The sequence below is a fragment of the Acetoanaerobium sticklandii genome (assembly GCF_000196455.1).
In the GTDB taxonomy this organism is placed as follows: Bacteria; Bacillota; Clostridia; order Peptostreptococcales; family Filifactoraceae; genus Acetoanaerobium; species Acetoanaerobium sticklandii.
The window spans coordinates 2,547,986-2,572,864 of the sequence record NC_014614.1; the positions used below are offsets into that span (position 1 = coordinate 2,547,986).

The 24,879-nt window shown below is 35.2% G+C and carries 20 protein-coding genes and 1 other annotated feature; of the genes, 8 read left to right on the forward strand and 12 right to left on the reverse strand.

Features of this window, described 5'->3' with window-relative positions:
• Positions 1-323: 323 nt before the first annotated feature.
• Both CLOST_RS12235 and CLOST_RS12240 read left to right on the forward strand, forming a co-directional pair.
• Positions 324-602, forward strand: a complete 279-nt coding sequence (locus tag CLOST_RS12235) for a nuclear transport factor 2 family protein (RefSeq protein ID WP_013362624.1) — start codon at positions 324-326, stop codon at positions 600-602.
• A 43-nt stretch (positions 603-645) separates the two neighbouring features.
• Positions 646-1,332, forward strand: coding sequence for a GGDEF domain-containing protein (locus CLOST_RS12240; RefSeq protein WP_049779819.1), 687 nt, complete (start codon positions 646-648; stop codon positions 1,330-1,332).
• A gap of 109 nt (positions 1,333-1,441) precedes the next feature.
• On the opposite strand, the gene CLOST_RS12245 is transcribed toward CLOST_RS12240, so the two are convergent.
• Positions 1,442-2,062 (reverse strand): DUF3793 family protein, encoded by a 621-nt coding sequence (locus tag CLOST_RS12245; RefSeq protein WP_013362626.1) that lies wholly within the window; start codon positions 2,060-2,062, stop codon positions 1,442-1,444.
• A 14-nt stretch (positions 2,063-2,076) separates the two neighbouring features.
• Positions 2,077-2,499, reverse strand: coding sequence for a flavodoxin (locus tag CLOST_RS12250; RefSeq protein ID WP_013362627.1), 423 nt, complete (start codon positions 2,497-2,499; stop codon positions 2,077-2,079).
• Between the two features lie 279 nt (positions 2,500-2,778).
• Between CLOST_RS12250 and CLOST_RS12255 the strand changes: the two genes are divergently transcribed.
• A complete protein-coding gene (locus tag CLOST_RS12255) occupies positions 2,779-3,621 on the forward strand; it encodes a DMT family transporter (RefSeq protein ID WP_013362628.1) in 843 nt (280 codons plus the stop codon).
• 1 nt (position 3,622) lies between these two features.
• On the opposite strand, the gene CLOST_RS12260 is transcribed toward CLOST_RS12255, so the two are convergent.
• Positions 3,623-4,396 carry a DUF5714 domain-containing protein gene (locus CLOST_RS12260; RefSeq protein ID WP_422665475.1) on the reverse strand — a complete coding sequence of 258 codons (774 nt, stop codon included), beginning with the start codon at positions 4,394-4,396 and terminating at the stop codon, positions 3,623-3,625.
• A gap of 77 nt (positions 4,397-4,473) precedes the next feature.
• Complete coding sequence (aspS, locus tag CLOST_RS12265; RefSeq protein WP_013362631.1) at positions 4,474-5,763, reverse strand: aspartate--tRNA(Asn) ligase; 1,290 nt, start codon at positions 5,761-5,763, stop codon at positions 4,474-4,476.
• A gap of 47 nt (positions 5,764-5,810) precedes the next feature.
• Positions 5,811-6,037, reverse strand: a binding site (T-box leader).
• Positions 6,038-6,212: 175 nt separating this feature from the next.
• Here aspS and CLOST_RS12270 point away from each other — a divergent pair.
• Complete coding sequence (locus tag CLOST_RS12270) at positions 6,213-7,232, forward strand: sulfurtransferase (RefSeq protein ID WP_013362632.1); 1,020 nt, start codon at positions 6,213-6,215, stop codon at positions 7,230-7,232.
• 62 nt (positions 7,233-7,294) lie between these two features.
• Here CLOST_RS12270 and CLOST_RS12275 read toward each other — a convergent pair whose 3' ends face one another.
• Both CLOST_RS12275 and CLOST_RS13670 read right to left on the reverse strand, forming a co-directional pair.
• Positions 7,295-7,723, reverse strand: a complete 429-nt coding sequence (locus CLOST_RS12275) for a hypothetical protein (RefSeq protein ID WP_013362633.1) — start codon at positions 7,721-7,723, stop codon at positions 7,295-7,297.
• A 29-nt stretch (positions 7,724-7,752) separates the two neighbouring features.
• Positions 7,753-8,724: a CAP domain-containing protein gene (locus tag CLOST_RS13670; RefSeq protein ID WP_013362634.1), complete on the reverse strand. Its 972-nt coding sequence runs from the start codon at positions 8,722-8,724 to the stop codon at positions 7,753-7,755.
• A 327-nt stretch (positions 8,725-9,051) separates the two neighbouring features.
• On the opposite strand from CLOST_RS13670, the gene carA reads away from it, so the two are divergent.
• Positions 9,052-10,134, forward strand: a complete 1,083-nt coding sequence (gene carA, locus CLOST_RS12285) for a glutamine-hydrolyzing carbamoyl-phosphate synthase small subunit (protein ID WP_013362635.1) — start codon at positions 9,052-9,054, stop codon at positions 10,132-10,134.
• 16 nt (positions 10,135-10,150) lie between these two features.
• A complete protein-coding gene (gene carB, locus CLOST_RS12290) occupies positions 10,151-13,354 on the forward strand; it encodes a carbamoyl-phosphate synthase large subunit (RefSeq protein ID WP_013362636.1) in 3,204 nt (1,067 codons plus the stop codon).
• 130 nt (positions 13,355-13,484) lie between these two features.
• On the opposite strand, the gene CLOST_RS12295 is transcribed toward carB, so the two are convergent.
• The 6 genes from CLOST_RS12295 to CLOST_RS13675 all read right to left on the reverse strand — a co-directional run bounded on the left by CLOST_RS12295 (position 13,485) and on the right by CLOST_RS13675 (position 21,141).
• Positions 13,485-14,330: a hypothetical protein gene (locus CLOST_RS12295; protein ID WP_013362637.1), complete on the reverse strand. Its 846-nt coding sequence runs from the start codon at positions 14,328-14,330 to the stop codon at positions 13,485-13,487.
• Between the two features lie 22 nt (positions 14,331-14,352).
• The gene (locus tag CLOST_RS12300) at positions 14,353-15,009 is read right to left on the reverse strand and encodes a Dph6-related ATP pyrophosphatase (RefSeq protein WP_013362638.1); all 657 of its coding nucleotides are present in this window, start codon (positions 15,007-15,009) and stop codon (positions 14,353-14,355) included.
• A gap of 215 nt (positions 15,010-15,224) precedes the next feature.
• Positions 15,225-16,160 carry a D-aminoacyl-tRNA deacylase gene (locus CLOST_RS12305; protein WP_013362639.1) on the reverse strand — a complete coding sequence of 312 codons (936 nt, stop codon included), beginning with the start codon at positions 16,158-16,160 and terminating at the stop codon, positions 15,225-15,227.
• Positions 16,161-16,216: 56 nt separating this feature from the next.
• A complete protein-coding gene (gene dpaL, locus CLOST_RS12310) occupies positions 16,217-17,437 on the reverse strand; it encodes a diaminopropionate ammonia-lyase (RefSeq protein WP_013362640.1) in 1,221 nt (406 codons plus the stop codon).
• A 30-nt stretch (positions 17,438-17,467) separates the two neighbouring features.
• Entirely contained in the window at positions 17,468-19,021 is a 1,554-nt protein-coding gene (locus CLOST_RS12315) for an HD domain-containing phosphohydrolase (RefSeq protein WP_041487546.1), read from the reverse strand.
• Positions 19,022-19,035: 14 nt separating this feature from the next.
• Complete coding sequence (locus CLOST_RS13675) at positions 19,036-21,141, reverse strand: sensor histidine kinase (protein ID WP_013362642.1); 2,106 nt, start codon at positions 21,139-21,141, stop codon at positions 19,036-19,038.
• Between the two features lie 217 nt (positions 21,142-21,358).
• On the opposite strand from CLOST_RS13675, the gene CLOST_RS12325 reads away from it, so the two are divergent.
• A complete protein-coding gene (locus CLOST_RS12325) occupies positions 21,359-22,297 on the forward strand; it encodes a methyl-accepting chemotaxis protein (protein WP_013362643.1) in 939 nt (312 codons plus the stop codon).
• Positions 22,298-22,416: 119 nt separating this feature from the next.
• Positions 22,417-24,420, forward strand: coding sequence for a methyl-accepting chemotaxis protein (locus tag CLOST_RS12330; RefSeq protein ID WP_013362644.1), 2,004 nt, complete (start codon positions 22,417-22,419; stop codon positions 24,418-24,420).
• Positions 24,421-24,879: the final 459 nt, after the last annotated feature.

Here is a 24,879-nt window from a genome sequence, read left to right on the forward strand (position 1 = left end):
AGGTTGGAAAGCTATGGAATTTTTTATTGGTTCAATTTGATTTTACAATTAAGCAATGGATTTTTTTGTAAGCTATTTTCTAAATTTTAGGTTCTGAAAAATATAAATAAGGAAATTTAAAGTCTTTAATAAAGTATTTGTAAATATTTTCATAGGTATTTATAATTGAAAAATGCTACAATTGAAATATCAAAATATTTCGAAATTAGAAAATTAGATGCACTATCCGATATGTCTCGGGTATTAATTTCTAACAAGCTTTTATTCTACTATATAATAATAAAGATAAGCACTATAGAGGCCAATATTACAGGAGGCAATATATGAGTGTTAATAATGAAGTCATTAAAATATGCAATGATTATTTTGAAACATATCTGAAAGAGAGAAATTTTGAAAAACTGCTCCAATTCTTAAACCAAGATTTCAAGGGGATTGGAACTGGCGAGGATGAGTTTTCTAAAGATAGTTACAATTCTATGAGGCTTTTCAAGAGGGATATTGAGCAAGCTCCTAGCGAAAGTCCGGTACAAGTTTCAAGAGTTCGAAGTCGATGTAGTAAGCACTTTATCAGCCATCGTGTTTTGTATCGTAGACTTTGAGACTGAGCTCTTCGGGCATGAGGTTAAACTAAGTGACCTACGGATGAGCATTTTGTTTTCAAGGGAAAGCGAGGCTGATACATTCAAAATCAGGCATCAGCATGTGTCCTTTCCTGCAAAAGAACAAGGAGCTGATGAGTCCTACCCCCTTAAGGAAATGGAAGAAAGAAATAGACTCTTGGAAATAATGGTTAATGAAAAAACCAAAGAACTAGAAAAACTCCTACAGCAAACCATGGTACTAGCCATAACAGATAAATTAACAGGTCTTTATAATAGGTTGGAAATAGATAAAAGGCTAGATGAAGCAATAGCAGGGTTCAAAAGATATGCCGCAGCTTTTTCTGTATTAATAGTTGACGTAGATAATTTTAAAAGAGTAAACGACGTGTATGGACATCAAAAAGGAGATTGGTGTTTGCAGAAAACTGCTGAAATATTAAAGGAAAGAATGCGAAAAACTGATGTTTTAGGACGCTGGGGCGGAGAAGAATTTATTGTAATTTGTCCTAGCACTCATTTGGCTGAGTCTGTTCTTTTAGGAGAATCTATTAGAAAAGCCATTGAGGAAGAGTCTTTTGATATAGAAGGCAATTATACTGTTAGCATAGGAATTTCTTCCGTCCAAAAGGATGACGAAGCAAACTGCATTATTAAACGAGCTGATGAAAATCTCTACTTAGCTAAAAGCAAAGGACGAAATAGAGTAGAGCCTAGTTTTCCTCTATAACAAGTTAAAACATGTATCTATTTCAAAAAACTGCACTTGCAATCAAAGTTTCCTACTAAGTCCTAGTAATGAAAATTTTGATGCAAGTGCAATTATATGCATCTATAATTTATGCAGCTAATAGCAGCTGGGTAGGCATATAACCTTTTACTAGAGTTTCGATAACCCATTTTCTAGCGTTATCATATTCCTCGAACAAGCTCAGAGCCTGTTTTTCATTAGAATAAACTCTCCAGTAGCCCACAGCGCAACATTTTATTGTATCTCTTGAAGCAAAAGCTATGACATCTGATAAGGGATATCCTAAAAATATACCTATCTCATCAGGACAATTATTTCGATTCCTTTCTCTCAACAGGCTTAGTCCCTCTTCTACCGAAGCATAATTGTCATACCCACAGCTTAAAAGATAGGATTTAACATCAATATTAAATAAAATATTTTCTAATTGCTCACGTTTATAAATAAGTATAGAAACACAGTCTTTATTTGACTTTACTTCAAAAAACTCCAGAGAAATCAGATTTTTTAGCGTTTCTTTATATTTATCCCATATATCTTTTAGTTTGAGCTTCCCATTATTATTCAGACAAATCAGTGAAGATGGTTTGGAGCTGAATAGTGTAGGGGCGGCATGATAGCATATTTTGTACATTAAATATTCTAAATCACCGTAGACATTTAATGCTTCTTTAATCAGAACTATATCTGGTCTAGTAATCGTCTGCATAGCCTAATCCAGTCCTATCTCAATAGCTTTCCAAGATCTTTGCACTGCTCAAGTGCATCAGCATCTGGAGTTTCGTTTATGATTAGTCCATCAGCAAGCAGGTTTGCTCCACAAGAATTCATGCGAGCTTCCCAGTCTCTCATCCATTCTCCATCTCCCCAGCCATAAGAGCCAAATAAAACTATAGGCTTTCCACTTACAACGCCTTTTATAGATTCAATGAAAGGTTCCATTTCGCCTTCTTCTAATACCTCTGCGCCCATAGCTGAGCATCCAAGTGCTACTGCATCAGCCTGAGCTACTGTGTCTACTGATGCTTTACTTACATCAATCAGTTCAACTACTGAGCCTCCTGAGCTTGCTCCATCTGCTACAGCCTTTGCCATCATTTCTGTATTTCCAGTGCCTGACCAGTAGATAACTTTTATTTTTTTCATTGATAAGCTCCTTTCAAAAATGTCTCATTATGTAAAGTTAATATTAACATCAATAAACGAAAATTATTTATTATTGATAATAATTATCGTTTAAATAAATTTTAACATCCTTGATAATAGTTGTCAATGGAATTAGATTATCATATGCTGAATTCATAATTTAATATTGATAAAATTAGCTTGTTTAAGCTGATTTTAAGCTTTATAATCAGGGAGGATAGTTATTATTTTTCGTAAAACTAAAAAGCTAAATCAATTTAAATTCAAGGAGACATAACAGTGGAAACTAAACGAAATACTGCAATAAAATATATGATTATAGCTTCTGTGCTTTGGAGTATAGGTGGTATTTTTATTAAGCTTATAAATTGGAATCCTATGGCTATCGCAGGCTCTAGAAGCGCTATAGCCGCTCTAGTAATGATGGTGTATCTAAAAAAATTCAAATTTAAAATAAATAAGTCTATGTTAATTTGTGCCTGTTCCTATTCTTCGTTAGTTATATTGTTTGTATCTGCTAACAAACTTACGACATCTGCAAATGCCATATTACTTCAATTTACCTCACCCGTATGGGTGGCTCTTCTTTCTAGAGCTATTCTTAAGCAAAAGATTTCTAGAATTGATGGTATAACTATTATTTTTGTAATACTTGGTATGATTATGTTTTTTATTGATGAGCTAGAAATGAGCTACCTTCTTGGCAATATATTAGCTATCCTAAGTGGAATAGTAATGGCCGGAATGATTCTTTTATTTCAGCAACAAAAAGAAAATTCCCTAGTAGAGATAACTCTTCTAGGAAACGTAATTACTGCAATAGTAGGTATTCCTTTTTATTTTATATCCTCTCCAGGAATGGAAAGTGTTCTTCCTTTATTTATACTAGGAGTATTCCAGCTAGGCATACCCTACCTTCTATATGTGCTTGCTATACCGAATGTCACTGCTATTGACGCAGTACTTATTCCTGTACTTGAGCCCCTTCTCAATCCTCTATGGGTATTTATCTTTGCAAAGGAATCGCCAACGTTTTTCAGCCTTTTAGGCGGGGGATTGGTTTTGCTAAGTGTTACAGTAAGAGGAATTATAATGTCAAAAAAACTAGCTCAAATAGAATAAACTATATATTATAGTATCTGCATTTTTCTTCTCTACAGCCATGTGGATGTCTATGGCTGTCCATGCAGGTATAGTTATAGTTTGTATCTAAGGTTATCCCTAGGTTCTCATGCGAATATCTACAGGCTGTTTCTAAAGCAGTATACACAAAATTTTTACAGCAACAAGGACCAGCTTGCTTAGATATATCCTCTATAACTTTTGATACTACAAACATTGTTTTTGAAGTTTCTGTATCTTTTGGACAGGCTGCTCCTAAAATCACACTATATACACCACCTATAGCAGGTGCTATGCCGCAGATTCCTGTAAGTCCGCAATAAGCTCCTATAGCTTGTTTTTTTGTTCTGTTTAATGCCTCTTTAATGTCTTCATCTGTTATTTTTATAGCTTTTTCATTTCGAATTGCTGCTATTAATGCTCCTGCGGCTACCCATGCATGCTCACAGCCGAGCATAGGAAGCTTTGTTTTATCAATTATTTCATTAGCTATCAAAAATGGATTTATCCCTTCTGAACAAATACTCATATCATAAATTAAATCAAAAGTATCTTCTCCATGACAGCTATCACATATATAGTGTCCATTAGGACAGCTCACATAGCCTAACTCAGTTTTATTACATTTCATACATGTAAATTCTTGTCCGCTTTGAAAATAATCTAGCGTTGCTTTGCATACAAGGCAGTTTTCACTGCTTGTGTCTGTCTGCACTCCTGCAGTTTCTGTAGTTGGTCCTCAACATTCCCCTACATGACTAGTTTTATCTATCATTTATCTCACTCCCATTTATTTATATCTACCATTATATAAGCTTACCATAAATCTAATTTTTATCCCAATCTATAAATTCACGGCGTAATCCTCATTTTATCTCTTGGAAAAGCTGATGCATATCTTACATTATCAAATCCTAGAAGCATTGAAGTGATTCTCTCTAAGCCAATTGCAAACCCTCCGTGAGGCGGCATTCCATATTTAAATATATAAAGGTAATCCTTAAACTGTTCCTTGGACAATCCTCGTTTTGCTATATTTTCTAAAAGCTGAGTATAGTCGTGAATCCTCTGACCTCCAGTTGTTATCTCAAGTCCTCTAAACAATAGGTCAAAGCTTCTGGTTTCCCCTTCACCATAAGGCATAGTGTACATTGGTCTTTTGCTTTGAGGATAATGTGTTATAAATACAAAATCTGAGTTATATTCTCCTTTTATATACTCTGAAATTAACTTTTCTCCCTTAGGGCTTAAATCCGTCTGTAAGTCATTTAGGTTATACTTTTGATTTAGTATAGAAATTGCTTCAGACAGTTTCATTTTAGGTATTTCAGATGGAACCTTTGGTAACTGTGCACCAAGGAGCTCAAGCTCTCTGCTACATTTACTTTCTACTTCTTTCATCATAAAATCTAATAATCTATTTTCAAGCTCCATAATCTCATACTCGTCTTGGATAAATCCAAACTCTACATCAAGGCTTACATATTCATTGAGATGTCTTTTTGTGTCGTGGCTTTCAGCTCTATACACATGTCCGATTTCAAATACCCGCTCAAATCCTGCTCCCACCATTATCTGTTTATAAAATTGTGGACTCTGAGCCAAATATGCCTTAGTCTCGAAATAATTTAGCTCAAATAAATTGCTTCCCCCTTCTGTTCCTTGAGCTACAATCTTGGGTGTAAAAATTTGAGTAAAATCATTTTTAATTAAAAAATCAGAAAAAGCTTGAGCTAAAACAGCTTTCACCTTAAGCACTGCTCCTAGTTTAGGATTTCTAAGTGAAAGTGCCCTATTATTTAGCATCACATCCAAGCTTATATCCATATTTTCCTTGTTTATTTCAATTGGCAAATCTTCATGTGCAGGAGATAGCATGTCTATAGAAATAACCTGAATCTCCAAGCTTTCTGATTTACCTTGAGCTAATTTTACTTTTCCCTTAATCTTTATTACGGCTTCTAGCTTTAAATCTTTTATATCAATAGTTTTTGTATCTATAACGCATTGGACTAGGCCAGATTTATCCCTTAAAATAATAAAGGCTATTTTCCCAAGCTTTCTTAATCTATGAACCCATCCACTTACAACCACCTCTTGATTTAAATAGCTACTTAGCTCTGCTATCATAATTCTTTTCATAATTCATCCCCTCACTTTTCTATAAACAACAAAAGCCCACTTCTTAATTAAGAAGCGAGCTTATCTCACGGTACCATTCTTATTAACTGCCATATAGCTAGCAGTTATCTCTTATTTCTATAACGGGAACTCCCGGATTCATCTACTTGCTGGGCCCAGCTTTTGAATCATCAACTCAAGGATGTCTTTCAATATGCTTCATCTTCTTGGGCTCTCACCATCCCCAATTCGCTGAAAGATTCCAGATATCTACTCTTCCTTTCACAGTTTTTACTATATTTTTACGAAGTATACTCCTTTGAAATTTACTTGTCAAGTAGTTTACAATTTTTTACTATAGATAAACTTAATAGATATTGCCACTTCTATAATAATTTTCAATTTGACCTATATTGTTAAATAACGTAATATTATCGTCGACAATGAATACTAAAAAAGGAGATAAAATCATGAAAAAGAAGTTAGTTACTTTATTTTTAAGCGGACTTTTAGTAATGTCTTTAGCTACTGGATGCTCTGCAAAACCAGCTGAGCAAGGTACGCAGGAACAAGCAGCTCCTGAAGCTGAACAAACTATAGCTTCAGTTGAGAAAACTAAGGTATATGTTACACCAGAATGGGTAAAAAGCGTCATCGATAAAAACCAGCCTGAATCTGAAAATTACATAATTTTAGAAGCTGCCTGGGGTACAGAAAAAGATAGCCCAGACTATTTAAAAGCTCATCTTCCAGGTGCTATTCACCTTAACACAGATGAAATAGAAGAACCTGAATATTGGAATATTAGAAATGCTGAAGAAATAACAGCTGTAATGTCAAAATACGGAATTACTAAGGATACTACTGTTATAGTTTATGGTCCTGACTCAGGAACTGAAAGAGTTGCCTTTGTAATGCTATGGGCAGGTGTTGAAAACGTTAAGGTTCTAGATGGTGGCCTTGCTTCTTGGACTGAGGCAGGTTATGAAACAGAAGAAGGCAATATACTTCCAACTGCTACAACAGAAGAATTTGGAGTACAAATTCCAGCTCACCCTGAGTATGTTATAGCTATGCCAAAGGATGCTAGAGAAGCAATGAAAGCTAACGATAAGTTCAGACTTGTAAGTATAAGAAGCCTAGATGAATTCACTGGAAAAATTAGTGGCTACAGCTATATAGAAAAAACTGGAGAGCCAGAAGGTGCTCTTTGGGGACATGACGAATTCGATTATTACAACGAAGATGGAACTATAGCTGATTTTGATAAAGCTGTACAGATGTGGAGTGAGCAAGGTATCACTAAAGAAAATGAAATTGCATTTTATTGTGGTACTGGCTGGAGAGCTTGTGTTCCATGGCTAATGGCTTATGAAAATGGTTGGACTAACGTAAAATTATACGACGGTGGATGGTTTGCATGGCAAATGGATGAAACAAATCCAGTTCAAAAAATCACACCAGAAGAAGCTGCTGCAAGATATAACTAGTAAGAAGCAAAGGTCAGAGAGTAACCTCTCTGACCTTTTTATTTTGAGTGCAGATTAAATAATTATAGCTGTTTGAAAGTTTTTAAATAAATACAGCTTTTCATAGTCTGAAAAAACACCGTCAGTAATAAGCCTATATTTATATAGTAATATGAGCGAATCTGCTCCGTAGAATAAATCAAGCTAAATCCAATGTAAATAATAGATACTGCCATTTGAAGAGCAAATATTTTCATCCAAATTGCATCTTTATTTTCCGATTTTAATTTTACAAATAGCTTAATACCAACTATCAGAGCTATTATTGCTACAACAGCAATGGCTCCTAGTTCATTGGTCGCAATAGGATAGTTTGCTTCCCATTTCTGATTGGTATAAACTACATGTCTCATCATGCCCATTTTTCTAGTTGAAAAATATTGTACCAAAAAAACAATTGCTAGTATTATTAGCTGTAAAAAGCTGAGAATATGGTTAACGATTTTATTCAATTATGCTCGTCCTTTCAACTAGATATTTTTTATTTTGGTTCAGAAAATAGCTGTACCCATATAAATCTTCCTGGTTGGTACTCCACTATTCCAATACCTATATCCTCATAGTTATCCCTAAGTATGTTGGCCCTATGACCACTAGAATTCATCCAGTCGTCTACTACCTCAGAAGGACTACTCTGTCCTTTGGCTATGTTTTCTCCCATAGAAACTGCAGTATACCCTAAATCTTTAGCTACTGATGAAAAATCTCCATAGGTTGGTGAGGTATGGGCAAAATAATTGTCATCAAACATATCCTGAGCTCTAAACTGAGCTATCTCTTCTAATTTAGTGCTGCTACTTAACTCTTCTAAGCCTAGGCTAGCTCTTTTTTTATTAACCAGTGATATAACTTGATCCTTGTATGAATCTAGTGTTGCATTTACAACTGTACCAGATTGAAATTCTCCATACTCACTAGAAAAATTTAGCTGGGACATACCTGTTTCCTCTGCAAATGATTTTTTAGAATTAATAACTACTAGTTTATTTACTGAATCCCATACGAGCGAAATATCCATGAGCATACACAGCTCTCTTAGCTTGAAATAAGTTCTCCCATCAATGACATAGGCAGTTAGCTTAACTCTATTATTATCTTTGTATAAATCAAAGCTACTTAGCTCTCCTTTAGCTCCTACTGGTGTACTTTCAGCTAGTGGTTTAGCTCCTGAATATGATGCTGAGGATTTTATATTTATAGCTTTTTTCTCAGAGTCCCATACCACATCAAACTGCTTTGGACTTTTATTTAAAAGCCATGCCATGTCTATTAATTTGACATAGTTGTGTCCGCTTATATTATAGGTTTTTAGAGCTACGGACTTACCATCAATATCTAGCTTCGACTCAGTTACCAAAGCCGTAACTGGAGTAGCCCCATAAGCATTTCCTCCTATAGGTGCTAAAGCAACCATCAAAATCATAGTAACTATAAATAAATTAATTTTTTTCATGTTTTTCTCCTAACTTAATAAACACCCTGTAAAATCGTGATAAACTTAACTCCTATCATATCAGTTTCATCAAAATTTGTTAAGAGATGTCCTTATATTGAAAATATATTGTTGACATTTCGTAACAATTCAATTATTATAACTTTTAATTATTACGCTTTAAATTGGTCCTGTGAGGCCAGAAAGAGGTATGTATGCAAAAACAAGGGATAATTATGCCTAAGCATATCTTGAGGGAAGTATGGCTCACATCTAAAAAAGTGAGGTACTTCCTTTTTTGATACACAGCTTCGAAGTAATAATACACAAAGAACAAGGAGGTAAAATATGAAAGCAAAGTTAATTTTAGAGAATGGACAGGTATTTGAAGGCAGAGCATTCGGTCATATTGCCACCTGTGTGGGCGAAGTTGTGTTCAACACAGGTATGACAGGCTACCAAGAAATACTTACGGATCCATCTTATTATGGGCAGATGGTGACTATGACTTATCCTCTGATTGGCAACTACGGCATAAATCTCGAAGACAACGAGTCACAAACAGCCAAGGTAAGAGGATTTATCGTAAGAGAAAGATGTGATGACTCAAGCAATTTCAGAGCTGAAATCGAGCTTGATAAATATTTGAAGCAACAAAATATAATCGGAATCGATGGCATAGACACTCGCTCTCTTACAAAAATTCTTAGAAATAGCGGTACTATGAAAGGTATTATAACTGCTGAAGAGTTATCAGCTGAAGATATTCAGAAATACTTTGAAAGCTTTGACAATACCTACGCTGTATACGAGGTATCTGTAAAGGAAAAAGAGATTCTTCCTCCTCTTATTTCTGATATGGACTCTAAGGATATTGTTTCAATTTCAGTAATGGATTTTGGTGTAAAAAGAAATATTCTTACCAATCTTCGAAAAAGAGGCTGTCAAATAACACTCTATCCTGCTGATACTAAGGCAGAAACTCTTCTTTCTGATAACAGTGATTTAGTTTTTCTTACAAATGGGCCTGGTGACCCTGAGGATTTAACTGAAATAGTTAATGAAGTCAAAAAAATCATAGGCAAAAAACCAGTAGCTGGTATCTGTCTAGGTCATCAGCTTATCGCTCTTGCGATGGGCGGAAGTACTGAAAAGCTAAAATTCGGCCATAGAGGCTGCAACCATCCTGTGAAAGACATCAGAAAAAACAAGGTGTATATTACATCTCAAAATCATGGATATCACGTTTCTAAGCTTCCTGAGGATTTTGAGATAACACATATCAGCCTTAATGATGAGTCTGTCGAAGGTATGAAGCACAAAACTCTACCTGTTTTTTCCGTGCAGTTTCACCCAGAAGCTTCGCCTGGTCCAGTAGAGAGCAGTTATCTCTTTGATGAATTCATTGAGCTTGCAAAAATAAAATTGTAAAAGTAGGAGGAAGACTATGCCCATAAATAAATCCATTAAAAAAGTACTTGTTATCGGCTCTGGCCCTATCGTAATCGGTCAAGCAGCAGAATTTGATTATTCTGGAACTCAAGCCTGCCAAGCTTTAAAGGAAGAGGGAATAGAGGTAGTATTAATCAATTCAAACCCTGCAACCATAATGACAGATGCTGAAGCTGCAGATAAAATATATATTGAGCCTATCACCTTAGATTATGTGAAGAAAATAATTGAATTAGAAAGACCTGACAGTCTGCTTCCAGGAATGGGCGGACAAACAGCTCTGAATATGGCACTTGAGCTTCATGATCAAGGCATACTAGATAGCTACAACATAAAAATTATAGGAACTAGCATCGACGGTATAAAGCAAGGCGAAGACAGATATCTTTTTAAAGAGCTCATGAATCGCATAGGCGAGCCTATGATTCAGTCAGAAATATTTACAGAGCTAGAAGCTGGTATCAACTATGCTAGTCAAATAGGCTACCCTGTAATCGTAAGACCTGCATATACGCTTGGCGGAACTGGGGGCGGAATAGCTGAAACTGAAGACCAGCTAAGATTAATTATGAAATCAGGACTTTCTTACAGCCCTGTAGGTCAGGTTCTTATAGAAAAAAGTATAAAGGGCTGGAAAGAAATAGAGTACGAGGTAATGAGAGACGCTAACGGAAATAAAATTTCTGTATGTAATATGGAAAACTTTGATCCTGTAGGTATTCATACTGGAGATAGCATAGTAGTCGCTCCTAGCCAAACTCTCTCAGATAAAGATTACCAAATGCTTAGAACCTCATCTCTTAAAATAATAGAAGCTATAGGCATAGAGGGTGGCTGTAATGTCCAGTTTGCCCTTAACCCAGACAGCTTTGAGTATGCTGTAATAGAAATAAATCCAAGAGTGAGCCGTTCATCTGCTCTTGCTTCTAAAGCCACTGGCTATCCTATTGCAAAGGTAGCTGCGAAAATAGCACTTGGATACAGTCTGGATGAAATTAAAAATGCTGTGACTGGAGTAACCTATGCTTGCTTTGAGCCTAGTCTAGATTATGTAGTTGTGAAAATACCAAAATGGCCTTTTGAAAAATTTGCTAAAGGCGAGCGCAGTCTAGGCACCAAGATGATGGCAACTGGAGAAATTATGGCTATAGGCAGTAATTTTGAGGCAGCCTTTTTAAAGGGCATCCGCTCACTAGAGCTAGGTCAATATCATCTAAAGCACAAAAGCTATATGAACCATTCTATCGATGCTCTAAAAGAGCTTGTGATTCATCCAGATGATGAGCGTATTTTTGCACTAGCTGAGCTTATCAGAAGAGAATATAAACTGGATATGATTTCACAGATTACAGGTATTGACCCGTGGTTTTTAAAAAAGCTCCAAAACCTTATAGCTCTAGAAACTCAGCTTGAGAGCTTATCCTTAGAAGACATTGATGAAGCTATGCTGAGAATGCTAAAGAAAAAAGGTTTTTCAGATATGGGCATAGCAAAGCTTACAGGCTCAACAGTTGCATCTGTATATGATAAAAGAATTAAGCTAGGTGTAAAGCCTGTGTTTCATATGGCCGATACCTGCGCAGGAGAATTTGAAGCTATTTCCCCATACTATTATTCTAGCTATGAAAGCTACGATGAAGTTAGTGTAAGTGACAATAAAAAAGTAGTAGTTCTCGGCTCTGGTCCTATCCGTATAGGCCAAGGTATAGAATTCGACTATGCTTGTGTACACTGTGTGAAGGTCCTTAGAAAAATGGGTATTGAAACCATCATTATAAACAGTAACCCCGAAACGGTGAGCACTGATTTTTCTATAGCGGATAAGCTGTATTTCGAACCTCTAAGCGAAGAGGATGTACTAAGCGTCATAGATAAAGAAAAGCCTGACGGAGTAATCCTGCAATTTGGAGGACAAACTGCTATTAAGCTGGCGGATTTTATAAGTTCAAAAGGCATACCTATATATGGAACCAGTGCTTCTCAAATAGATCTTTCAGAGGACAGAGAAAAATTCGATGAGTTTTTAGAAAGCCTTGATATCAAGCGTCCTAAAGGAAAGGCAATATTTAACCTAGAAGATGGAATAAAAACAGCAAATGAGCTTGGATATCCTCTGCTTGTAAGACCTAGCTACGTGCTAGGAGGTCAGGGTATGAAAATCTGCTATGCTGAGTCTGAGCTTACAGAGTATCTATCAAATGCCTTTAAAAAGGATGATAAAAATCCTGTGCTGATAGACCAGTATATTGTTGGAAAAGAGCTTGAGGTCGATGCCATATGCGATGGAGATTCAGTTCTGCTTCCAGGTATAATGGAGCATATAGAGCGCGCTGGCATACACTCAGGAGACAGCATGACTGTTTATCCACCTCAAAATGTGAGCTCTCATATAATAGAGCAAATCACAGAGGTGACTCGTAAAATAGCTCTTGCTTTAAATGTCAAAGGCCTAATAAACATCCAGTATATAGCTTATGAAGAACAGCTCTATGTAATAGAAGTAAACCCTAGAGCTTCAAGAACTGTACCCTATATATCAAAGGTTAGTAACGTCCCTATTGTTGAGCTTGCAACACGTGTATCAATGGGTGAAAGACTTTTAGATTTAGGCTACGGCGAAGGACTATATAAATTGCCTCAGATTATAGCTGTAAAAGTTCCAGTTTTTTCTACTCACAAGCTTCCAGATGTGGAGATTTCTCTAGGACCTGAAATGAAATCCACAGGAGAGGTTCTTGGGATAGGAAAAACCTATGCTGAAGCTCTTTATAAAGGCTTTATAGCAGCAAAAAATGCTCCATCAAAACCAAACCCAACTCTACTTCTTACACTAAATGATCAGGAAAAGATTCTGCTAAAAAAAGAAGACTGTCCTTCTCAGTTTAATTATTTAGCTACCGAAGGCACCTGTAAGATACTAAGAGAATTAGGCATACCTGCTAAGCTAGTAAAAAAACTAGGCTCTGGTCAGCCTGATGTAATGGACATGATTATAGCAGGAGAAATCGACCTCATAGTCAATGCTCCTACTCTAGGCGATGACTCAAGCAGAGATGGTTTTCTAATGAGACGTGCCGCTATAGAAAGAAATATCCCTGTGTATACTTCTATGGATACATTCAGAGCTTGGAGCTATGCTCAGCAAAGCATTTCTGGCACTGATGTCACAGATATATACGATTTAAAAAAATATAGCTAAAAATAATAAAAGTATACTCATAAATACAAGCAAATTTTTTCCGTAACATAAATATTAGTTTATTACTAAAAAAGACTCAGCTAGATTCAAGTTTTAGAATCTTTCTGAGTCTGCATTTTTATTTGTAATATTAGTCCGCATAGTTAAGTCCTGAGAAAACCTCAGCTGCAAGAAGATTTAATTCTCTAATCGTGTCAAACCCATCTACTGCAAACCATCCCTCTTGTCCATCTGTTGTTTGAATCATACACCACTCATGGTTATCTGTGTAAGAAATAATAACCTCATCATCTGGCAATAGTTTTAGCACTTTAGTTTCGTCTTCTGGAGATTTCTGAAGCTCTATTTCTTTAAGAACTGTAACCTTTGCATCCATTTCATAAAGAGTTTTTTTCTTATTGAGAAGATAGTGATGCTTTGAAAGTCCATATTCATCTTCATAAAACCAAGTATGTAATATTTCCCCTCTAGTTTTAGTAATTACCTTTCCCATTCCCTCTATCTTCATATCTCCGACCATGCCTTCGCCGTACTGATGCATAGGTCCGTAAAAACCTGATATATATCCTATATTTATAATTTTTTCTCCATTATAATAGTAGAATCTAGTCGCCTCATCATTGCTTGGTCCATACTCGCTGATTGCAATCTCTTTGATACCATCTTTGTAATCTATGTCCACTATATTAAAGTCTGGCTCTATATTATTACCTCTTACATCTATCTTTGCATCACCTATCTCTAGACTGTACTTATAGGTTTCTGAGCTTTTTAGAGTCAAGATTATTTTTTCATCGACTTTGTCTTCATTTAAATCCGCATATTTTACTATCTGACTGTCCATATGAACTTCTTGCTCTTCTTGGCTATCTGGGCGTAGCTTGGTGCTTACATCATCTTTGTTTATAGGAGTACACGATATCACCCCAAGACTTATAAAAAATACAGCGATTATTGCAATCAGATTTTTATACACCAAGCTCACCTCCTTCTTAAATTTATATCAAGACTTCAATCTTTGCCCATTTGCCTTCTATATCCTTTATTTCTTTAGAAAAATTTAGGTTTAGTGGGGTTTTAAAAAGTGGCCCATCGTAAACTACAGTATGGTACTCTCCGTTTTCTCCACATACGTCAGCCCCTGTTTTTTCGATTTCTTCAAGTAGTTCATGACTGAGGTCTCTTCCTAAAAACTCTGGGCTCATCATAGTTTTATTTACTACTACTATCTTTGCCTTGAATCCCCAATCTATAAATTCCTTCACCAGTTTTTTCCTATCTTCCTGCCATAGTGGAAGAACTGCTGTCATCTGAGCTTTTTCACAAACTGTATCTTCCCATTTTCTATGTTCATCTAAATCAATGTCTCCAAATATTCCGTACTGTATGTCTTGGCTTTTAAATGATTCTAAATTTCTTACAAATACAGCCTCATAATCTTCAAATTTAGCTCTACCTATTGTAGATTCTAGCTCTAACGCATTTACTTGAGCCTTTATTATATCTTCATTTAATCTATGCGCAGAGCTGACATCATTTTCTATACTAAACATAGTAAAAAGCATCTTTGGCTTATAGCCTTGATCCATGGCTCTAAAAAGAGCTAAGCAAGAATCTTTTCCTCCGCTCCACGACACAAAACAATTTTTATTCATAATATCACTCTTTTCTTATCTATGCATTTATGACAATAAAACATCTCGCCCATTAATGTCATCACACATTTCTCATAAGTTTCTCAACCATAATTGTATTCACGATAACTATTTTTAACTATATTAATAATACTCGAAAAATGGTTTTTAATACAACTATTAATAATAAGTTAAACCACCTATAAATTAAACTTTATAGGTGGTTTAACTTAAGCTTACTGGTAAAACACCGTTGATTCTGGAGATTTAAGAGCCTTTCTCTTTATTACTGGAATAGAAAGAATTTCAGCTATAATCTCAACATGATCCTTTATTTCTCTCTTTAGTTTTTCATGTATCACTATGCCATCTATCGAACCATGGATAGAGTCAATACACTTCATAAGGTAATCTCTAGCATCCTCTCCCATGTACATTTCATTTTCCAGCCATCTGCTTGGAAGAATATGTGTCAGCGAAACTGGGTGAGATTTATGAAGCACTGCATTTGTTATGGTATCTTCAAAATGAACTCCTCCCATATAAAGTACAGTAGGCGCTTTCTCCTCAGACGCAAAAGCATCCATAAGTGCAAAGGCTATTACACTCGCCGCCACAGGATTGTTGTAACTTTCAGAGGTGCTTCCTATCTCTATATCTAAAAATGGTAGCTTGCTTTCTTCTATCCACTCACTTTTTCCGTCATACACTATGCCCGACCAGTGAGTTGCTTCTGTTGTCACCTTAAATTCCTCTAGATTTAGTCTTTCTCTATGATGTTCTAAAGCTTTAGCTAAATTTGTAGATGGTACAGGATTACTAGGACTATATCTAGCAGATGCCAAATCCCCTACTGTATGAATGCACAGCACTTTATCAGGAGCATTTTGACCACCATGCCAATTTACCATCGCAGCTATATCAAAGTCTTCAAAGTATTCATTTATAGTTGGCAGGTAACTGCTATAGTCTGCGCAGATAACTACTTTAGTCTTTACGAAATAGAATTCATTTGAAGCTTCATCTGTATATTTTAAAACCTTATATCCATCTACCTCTATGTCTGTTTCTGTCAGTTCAAAAGTTTCCATAATTTTTCCTAATACTTTCGGCGCTACCTCATCTTTACTTTCATCTATACAAAAGAAATACACTGCTTTTTTTGAAGCCATAACCTAAGTCCCCCTTCTATTGAACCTCTCATGACTGAGTCACGAGTGTACGGTCACTATTTATCAAAATCCAGCTCAGTAGTTTCATTAATACATTTAATATAGTTTTCAGGGTCAGTATCCCCTTCAGTGCTAAAAAATAGCACTGAGGAATCTTCATTTATCTCAAGCATTTTTTTAATTTCATCTAGCTCTTTATATTTACTAATAAGGCTAAGCAGTCCTACTCCTACAGCCCCAGACTCTCCAGAGATAACCATTTCATCCCCATCCATAGGATGAGCTAAAGCTTTCATCCCTTCCACAGTTACATAATCTGGGCACGATACATAAGCATGGGCAAAATCTCTAAGTATCTGCCAAGTTACAGTATTCGGCTCTCCACAAGCAAGCCCAGCCATTATAGTGCTTAAATCTCCACCTACATTTACAGGCTCTCCAGTTGCTTTTTCTGCTGATTTATATATACAGTCTGCGGCATCTGGCTCTACAATAATGGTTTTTGGAAGCTTAGCTTCGTATTTATTTGCAAAATAACCTAGTACAGCTCCAGCCATTGAGCCAACTCCTGCCTGCAAAAATATATGGGTAGGTACAGGAAGGTTTTTATCTAGTATCTGCTTATTTGCTTCATAAGCCATAGTCGTATACCCTTGAGTAATCCAATTCGGTATTTCTTCATAGCCTTCAAAAGCTGTATCTTGGACAAATATACAGCCGTTTTCATCGGCCATCTTATATGCAAGCCTAACTGCATCATCGTAATTAAACTCAGTTATACTGGCATCTGAACCATGAGAAAGTATAGCGTCTAGTCTGAACTTGGATGACCCCTTTGGCATATATACTACAGACTTACAGCCTAGCATCTGAGCTGTCCATGCTACGGCTCTTCCATGATTTCCATCAGTTGCAGTTACAAACACTAGGTCAGCTATCTTAGCTTTCACTTCCTCTGATTTAAAGTAATTAAAATCAGCTTCATCTATAGAAACTCCTAGTCTATCACAAAGCACTCTAGCCATAGCATAAGTTGCTCCTAATGCTTTGAATGCATTCATAGAAAATCTCTTCGACTCATCCTTTACATATATATTCTTAACTCCTAATTCTTTAGCTAGCTTATCAAGAACTACTAAAGGCGTAGGTTCGTAGCCAGTAAGTGAGCTATGAAGCTTTCTGACTGGTTTTGTGGCTTCATCATTTAAAAATACTGGATAATCCTTAGTCTTTGGCGATGCACTTACAGCTTTAATCCCTTTTACTGACAATTTCAATCAAATCTCCTCCAGTTATTCAGTAGTTTATTAATCTATATCCAATATACCTTCTATATTGCTAATAAATATATCCACTAGTTCTGGATCAAAATGCTTTCCTTTTTGATTTCTTATATAGTCTAGGGCTTCTTCTGTGGAAAAAGCATCCTTGTACACCCTTTTGTGAGTCATAGCATCGAATACATCTATAATAGATAGCATCCTAGCCTCTAAAAGAATTTCCTCTTCCTTAAGCCCATTTGGATAGCCTGAGCCGTCGTATTTTTCATGGTGATTCAGTGCTAAATTTGCTGATATTTTAAGCATATCTAAATCAGATTTTTCAAAGATTTTATAGCCTACACTAGGATGAGTTTTAATAATTTCAAACTCCTCTTCAGTTAATTTTCCAGGTTTTTTTAGGATACTATCTGGTATAGCAATCTTGCCTATATCGTGCATCATGCTTGCCATTTTTAGAATTTCAGCTTCAGAGTGTGAGAAATTTAGAAGCAAAGCAAAATTGTACATCATTTCTGATATCCTTTTTACATGTCCTGAAGTCTCTTCAAAATGATTTTCAACCACTTCTCCAAAGGTTATTATTATTTCTTTTTGAGTATTTACTATTGTGTTGTTGAGAATATAGTTATCAAGCGCTACAGAGTAATTAGTCAAAAACAAATGAATCAAATCAAAATCATAGATATCATTATTGCCTTCTATATAGATGTAGTTATTAAAGCTGTTTTTAGCATTATTTTTTATTATAAAGCCTGAGTCTACAAATATAATTTTTTCATCAGGCGTATCACTGTATTTGATTTTATCGACCACTTCTTTAAGCTCTGATACTAAGTCTATATCTTTTCCTATATAGCTTTTAAACTTTCCAGTTGCCGCTACAATTGTAGCTTTTTTATTTTTTTCTATAGTTACAAAGCCGCCTTCTTTATCTACATCATCTCTTATATATACTATCTCAGGATTGTTCTTTTGAAAATTAGAAAGCTGGACTAAAATACTGGTTAAAAATTCATTTAGGCTATTGTGCTCAAATAAGTTTGCACTTGTCTTAATTATTTTCTTCAGTCCATTTTTATGGGTGTTGATTTGGTATAAATCTCTATAGTTTCTAAGAGCTGAATATAGAGTGGTGTAAAGCCTTTTTGCTGTCATCTCTGTTTTAAGCCTATAGTCATTTATATCATAATCTCTTATGACAGTTTCTTCTGGAGCTTGTCCTGGCTGTCCAGTTCTAAGTACTATTCTAGTCATCTTGTTATCTAGTCTTCCTCTTAGTACCTCCACTACATTAAGTCCAGAATGATTGTCCTCCATGACTACATCTAGAAAAAGTACAGCCGTATCTGGATTTTCCTCTAGAGCCTTTATGGTATCTTCTCCAGTGTAAGTATCTATAAATTCCAGACCTTTTCCTTCAAACTCAAAATCCTTGAGCATCATTTTAGTTATGACGTGAATTTCATCATAATCATCAGCAATCATTATTTTATAGTTTTCTTTGGTTTTTAGCTTTGGCTTTGAATCTTCTGATAGAAAATCCAACTTGATGTTGTCTAAATTCAGCTTTTCTTTCATACTCTCACAGTCCTTCATCTTTTGATTTCTATAATAAATTCTGTCCCCTTATCAATCTCGCTTTTGCAGCTTATCTTTCCATTTAGTTTTGCAGTTACAAGGTTATATACTATATTCATACCTAGTCCACTGCCGCCCTTGCCTCTATTTGTAGTATAAAAAGGTTCAAAAACTCGCTTTTTGACTTCTTCGTTCATACCTAAGCCATTGTCCTTATAATGTATGATGAGATTTTCACCCTCTGGCGCTACTGATATATTTATCTGCCCAGATTTCATATCCTTAAATCCATGAATCAAGGAATTCATGATAAGGTTTGTAAAAACTTGAGAAATTGCTCCTGAATAGTTGTTAATAACTAAATCATCAGGGCAATCGATTTTAAATTCTACATTTTTATTTTTGTATTCGTGTTTTAAGCTGAGCAATATAGAATCTATATATTCCCTAAAATTAAACCTGCTTTTTTCTTCTATAGACTGGTTTACTGCTATTTCCTTAAAGCTTTTTACTAGCTCTGCCGCTCTATATAAATTGGAATTTAAAATAGCTGTAGTCTCATCTATCGATTCAATATAAGAAATTAAACCTGATTTTGAAATACTCCCCTCAAGTAGTTCTTTTTTAAAGCTTTCATTATTTGCTTCCATAAGCGAGGATGCAGATACTGCCACTCCAAGAGGAGTATTGATTTCGTGAGCCACACCAGATACTAGCTCTCCTAGTGATGCCAGTCTTTCCTTTTCCATCAGCTCTTCCATTACTGCCTTTAGATTTTCAGTTTTTTCGTCTATTATTAAATTCATTCTTTGAGTTTCTGTTTTATGAAGCTCTTCTATTTCATTTTGCTTTTCAACTAGCTTTCCTATATAGCTCTTTATATTGTCTACCATTAGATTAAAGCCCTTAATCATTTCATGTACTTCTTTAATATGTCCTCTTTTTTGTTTTATCTCTACATCCCAGTTACCAGAGGTTATTTCATTATATCCACTCGCTACCATCAAAAGAGGCTGAGTAACTTTATTTAGAATATAAATCCCTGCTATAGTTCCAAGAATAAGCATTAGCATTATCATGGCAATGCTTATATTATATCTAGACTGAATAGAACCCATTAAATCATTCTCAGGAATTACTACTGCTATTCTCCATCTTAGTCCATGAGGATTTTCTAGCTTCGAGATCATTACAAAATTATTATTATCTTCAATCTCCATTCTATGGACTTTTTTATATTCCAAATCTCGAGCTCTTAGTAAGGCTTCTAGTGATTTCACAAGCATATTCTTACTGTCCTTTACTTTTAAGAGCTCCCCCTCATAATTCTTTGAATCTGTAATTACTACATTGTTATGTTCTTCAGATTGAGCCACTATCTCAAGTTCATCGTTTACTATAAATACTACTCCGTTGTCCTTTATTTTATTTTTTTGGAGAAAATCATTAATTCCATTTAATTTTACATCTATTTCAAACACTCCTCTAAATTCTCCGCTATTTCCAAATACAGGAACAGATACAGAGGTAGTTGCTTCCATTTTTTCATCTTGATTTATGTAAATATTCGACCAGCTGCTTGCAATATTTTTCCTAACTGGTTCATACCACGGCCTAATTCTAGGATCATAACCCTCAATAGAACTTATTATGTTTGAATTTATGCTATCTCCTTCATATATATTGAGTAGTCCACCTGTTCTGCTATCCTTAAGCATCAGACTAAAGTCTTTGCCTTCCCCATTATCTCTTATGCCTATATAGTTCCCATTTTCGTCTCCATAGCTTATTACGCTAACCTGGGGAATTTTTGCTTTGATACTTTTCATCAGACTTTTCTGATAATTTTCTATAGCAGATAAGTCCTCACCTAGAAACATTTTTTCGTTTGTTATAGTATAGCCTATTATCTCTGCCATGATAAGTGGCTGGGAAAGTATTGCATTTAGCTCGTTCTGAGTATTATTAGTAAGAGCTTCTACTATTTTACTGCCTTGCTCTTTCGCAAGAAATTCATAATCTGCCCTATATCTCATAATAGAAATTGCAAAGGTTGCTATGAGCACAATTATAAGCGGAAGAGTTACAGCAAATCTAAGAGAAATAAATCGATTTCTCATAAAGCCCTCCTTATTTACATATCCTTCATCTAGGTTTTTAGTTTATAATACCTATTACTTATCATACTAGAAATTCATTATAAAATACAAGCCATTCCATACTTCAAAGTAAAGAAAATTTATATATTTTACTTTATTGATAATAATTATTAGTGCTTCTATATTACTTAATAAAAGAGTATAATTTAAGAGATTCTAAAAATTAGGAGATGATACAATGTTTTTCAAAAAAGATAAAACAGTTGAAACAGTTACAAATACTGCAGATAAAGAAATTCAAGAAAAGCTTCAGACTGAAAACGAGCTATTAAAATCATACATCAACCAAATCTATAGCCGCATGGAAGAAATAATCGAAAGCCACAATCATGTGAATAGCCAGCATTCAGATTTAGCTTCCCTTGCTGAAAATATCAAAGATATAATGGAAAATGTAAAGGATCTATCACAAAATACTAATGATTTATCACTAGAGCTTTCTACTAGAAGCGACAAATTAAATAGCATATCTCAGACTTCTGTAGAAAAATCTGTAGAAGGAAATAAAGCCGTTGAGGACTTGCTTTCTATGATGGATTCTCTTAAAGCTCAAGCAAAAGAATCCTCTTCATCTATGAACAGTCTAGGTGAGCGTTCTAAGCAAATCACTGATATAGTAGAGACTATAACAGATATTGCTAACCAGACTAATCTGCTCGCTCTTAATGCAGCAATAGAAGCAGCTAGAGCTGGAGAACACGGCAGAGGATTTGCTATAGTTGCAGATGAAGTAAGAAAACTCGCTGAAAATACTACAAAAAGCACTAGCACTATTCAAGATTTAGTTATGAACATTCAAAACGAAATAGAAACAGCCTCAAAAAATAATGAGAGAAACAATTCTGCTATAGATAAAGGTATAGAAATGAGTGAGGTTGTAAAAGAAAAGATAAAAGAAATTGTCAATGGGTTTGATGAGGTTCAAAAGGAAGTAAAAGTTGTGACAGACACTATACTTACTCAAAGGGACTATATAAGCAGTATTTTTGAGCAAACTCGAGTTTCAGACGATATTCTGCTAGAAATCCATAATAAATTAATAAACCACGTAGAAAGAGCTAGCAAAGTTGATACTAACCTAGAAGAAGCACTTACAAAATTAAAAAATCTTTTATAAAAAAATACCAATATGGATATGGGAGAGTTATAGATAGTTTAAATTTGGGTATACAGTCATAAATAGCTTTGTCATAAAATAAACAATACATAATGGCAGAGACAAACGGGGGGAATTATATGAGATTTGACTTATCTAAAAAAATTGCTTTATCAGTAGCTATATTGATAATTTTAGTAGCTTCAGGACTGGGTATTTCTGCTTTTAAACTTAGTTCGGATTCACTTACTTCGCAAACAGAAAAATCTCTGCTCGACACCACCGATATAAATTCAATAAGAATAAAAGATGCAGTAGCTGCTAGACTCAATCTCTTACAGGAGCTTGCAAATAGAGCAAGAACTCAAACCATGGATATAAGCATCCAACGTGAATCATTAAAAAGTGACATTGAAAGATTAGGCTATTTGGATTTTGCTGTAGTTACGCCAGATGGCACAGCTACATATATTTTAGGTGAAAATACTGCTGATTTGAGCGATAGAGATTATGTAAAAAAAGCTCTTTCAGGTGAGGCCAATCTATCAGATGTCATTATAAGTAAAGTTACAGGAGAAGCCGTGCTTATGTATGCTGTTCCTATTAAAGTCGAAGACAAGGTAGTTGGAGCTTTGCTTGGTCGAAGAGACGGTAATGCTTTGAGCGAGCTGACGGATACAATGGGCTTCGGCGAAAACGGCTATGCTTATATTATGAATACTGACGGAACCACTGTCGCGCATCCAAATCGAGAAAATGTAATGAATCAAGTTAACCCCATAGAAGCAGCTAAAGAAAATAAAGCATTTTCATCTTTAGCAGAGCTTCTAACTAAGGTGCTTGAGGATAGCCATGGCATAGGTACCTACGAATACGAAGGGAAGACATGGTACTCTGCTTATACCGCCATCGATGGTACAAACTGGATTTTGATTCAAAATGCAGATAAAGCTGAGGTTTTAGAAGGTCTTTCTGCTCTTACCAAGCTTATTTTAATTACAACATTTTTTTGCTTATTGCTAGGAGTAGTTTTCGCTTTTCTTCTTGGAAAATCTATTGCTAAGCCTATAAAAGGATTGTCTGAGGATATACTAAAAATCTCAAACTACGATTTATCAATTAACGATACTAGCAATATAAATAAATATATTAAAAATACAGATGAGGTAGGAATAATAGCAAGTTCGCTTTCAGAAATGCAGAAAAATTTAATTGATTTAATTCAAAATATAAATGAAAGTGCACAAAATGTTGCATCTTCATCAGAAGAGCTAACCGCCACAAGTCAGCAATCTGCAACTGCCGCAGAAGAGGTTGCTAGAACTATAGAGGAGATTGCGAACGGTGCTAGCGACCAAGCTAGCGAGACAGAAAAAGGCGCTTACAATGTAGATGAACTTGGCAATCTAATAAACAGTGATATATCTCTAATAGAGAATTTGAATCAATCTGCCCAAACTGTAGAAGCTCTTAAGAATCAAGGATTTGAAGTTCTGTCAGAGCTTACTGAAAAAACCAACTCAGTATCTTTATCTGCTAAAGAAATACAAGAGGTCATCAACACCACGAATACAAATGCTCAGAGTATATCAGCTGCAAGTGAGATGATTCAAAACATTGCAGATCAAACTAATCTACTCGCTCTTAACGCTGCTATTGAAGCTGCAAGAGCTGGAGAAGCCGGAAGAGGCTTTGCAGTAGTTGCTGATGAAATAAGAAAATTAGCAGAGCAATCTACTAACTTTACTTCTGAGATTTCTAACATTATAAATTCTCTTACAAGCCAAACGGATTTTGCCGTATCAAAAATTCAAGAAGTCGGTCACATAGTTGATATGCAAAATGAAAGTCTTCAAAAAACCAATACTCAATTTGATGGCATAGCAAAAGCAATAGACAATGTCAAAACTATAGTTGACCATCTCAATAAATCAAGTGCCACAATGAATGTGAAAAAAGACCAGATAATTGCAATCATTGAAAATTTATCTGCAATATCTGAGGAAAATGCTGCCTCTACACAGGAAGCCTCTGCCTCTGTAGAAGAACAAACCGCTGCTATGGAGCAGATTGCTGATGCTAGCGAATCTTTAGCAAAGCTTGCTCAGCAGATGCAAGAAAGTATCTCTATATTTAAATATTAAAACCTTATATTTAAATGTTGGTTCTCAATCAAACCCCAAAATCCCTAAATAGGATTCGGGGTTTTTCTTTATCCATTTTAACAATATTTTTAATTCCTACTTGACAGGTATAGTATAGGTCGTTTATGATAGAAAAAAGTTCGAAAGGAGATTGGATATGAAAGCTCAAAATTTAGTTTCACAAATTAATGCTTTTGCATGTTGCTGTTGTCAAGATATTACTAAAAAACTTGATAATAGCTTTTTGTGGTGCTGAAATAAGACTTTCCCTAACAATCTACTTATAATAACTTTATTATAATTACGGGCAGTCCTAAGTGGACCTGTCCGTTTTTTTATGCAAAAAAACAAGTAATTCGTTTCTTTTCTGGCCAGAAGAACATTGCTTTAGAATATTTCTGAAGTAAAATCTTGTTTATTAAAAATCAAAATATCATAAATAACAATAAAAATTGGAGG

What these genes read in the sequence shown, in the direction of transcription:
- CLOST_RS12250 (WP_013362627.1), bottom strand. Translation starts at nt 2,499, where the DNA reads ATGAAAAAAATAAAAGTTATCTACTGGTCAGGCACTGGAAATACAGAA.
- carB (WP_013362636.1), top strand. Translation starts at nt 10,151, where the DNA reads ATGCCCATAAATAAATCCATTAAAAAAGTACTTGTTATCGGCTCTGGC.
- aspS (WP_013362631.1), bottom strand. Translation starts at nt 5,763, where the DNA reads ATGAAAAGAATTATGATAGCAGAGCTAAGTAGCTATTTAAATCAAGAG.
- CLOST_RS12300 (WP_013362638.1), bottom strand. Translation starts at nt 15,009, where the DNA reads ATGAATAAAAATTGTTTTGTGTCGTGGAGCGGAGGAAAAGATTCTTGC.
- CLOST_RS12235 (WP_013362624.1), top strand. Translation starts at nt 324, where the DNA reads ATGAGTGTTAATAATGAAGTCATTAAAATATGCAATGATTATTTTGAA.
- CLOST_RS12240 (WP_049779819.1), top strand. Translation starts at nt 646, where the DNA reads ATGAGCATTTTGTTTTCAAGGGAAAGCGAGGCTGATACATTCAAAATC.
- CLOST_RS12325 (WP_013362643.1), top strand. Translation starts at nt 21,359, where the DNA reads ATGTTTTTCAAAAAAGATAAAACAGTTGAAACAGTTACAAATACTGCA.
- CLOST_RS13675 (WP_013362642.1), bottom strand. Translation starts at nt 21,141, where the DNA reads ATGAGAAATCGATTTATTTCTCTTAGATTTGCTGTAACTCTTCCGCTT.
- CLOST_RS12330 (WP_013362644.1), top strand. Translation starts at nt 22,417, where the DNA reads ATGAGATTTGACTTATCTAAAAAAATTGCTTTATCAGTAGCTATATTG.
- CLOST_RS12270 (WP_013362632.1), top strand. Translation starts at nt 6,213, where the DNA reads ATGAAAAAGAAGTTAGTTACTTTATTTTTAAGCGGACTTTTAGTAATG.
- CLOST_RS13670 (WP_013362634.1), bottom strand. Translation starts at nt 8,724, where the DNA reads ATGAAAAAAATTAATTTATTTATAGTTACTATGATTTTGATGGTTGCT.
- CLOST_RS12315 (WP_041487546.1), bottom strand. Translation starts at nt 19,021, where the DNA reads ATGAAAGAAAAGCTGAATTTAGACAACATCAAGTTGGATTTTCTATCA.
- carA (WP_013362635.1), top strand. Translation starts at nt 9,052, where the DNA reads ATGAAAGCAAAGTTAATTTTAGAGAATGGACAGGTATTTGAAGGCAGA.
- CLOST_RS12305 (WP_013362639.1), bottom strand. Translation starts at nt 16,160, where the DNA reads ATGGCTTCAAAAAAAGCAGTGTATTTCTTTTGTATAGATGAAAGTAAA.
- CLOST_RS12245 (WP_013362626.1), bottom strand. Translation starts at nt 2,062, where the DNA reads ATGCAGACGATTACTAGACCAGATATAGTTCTGATTAAAGAAGCATTA.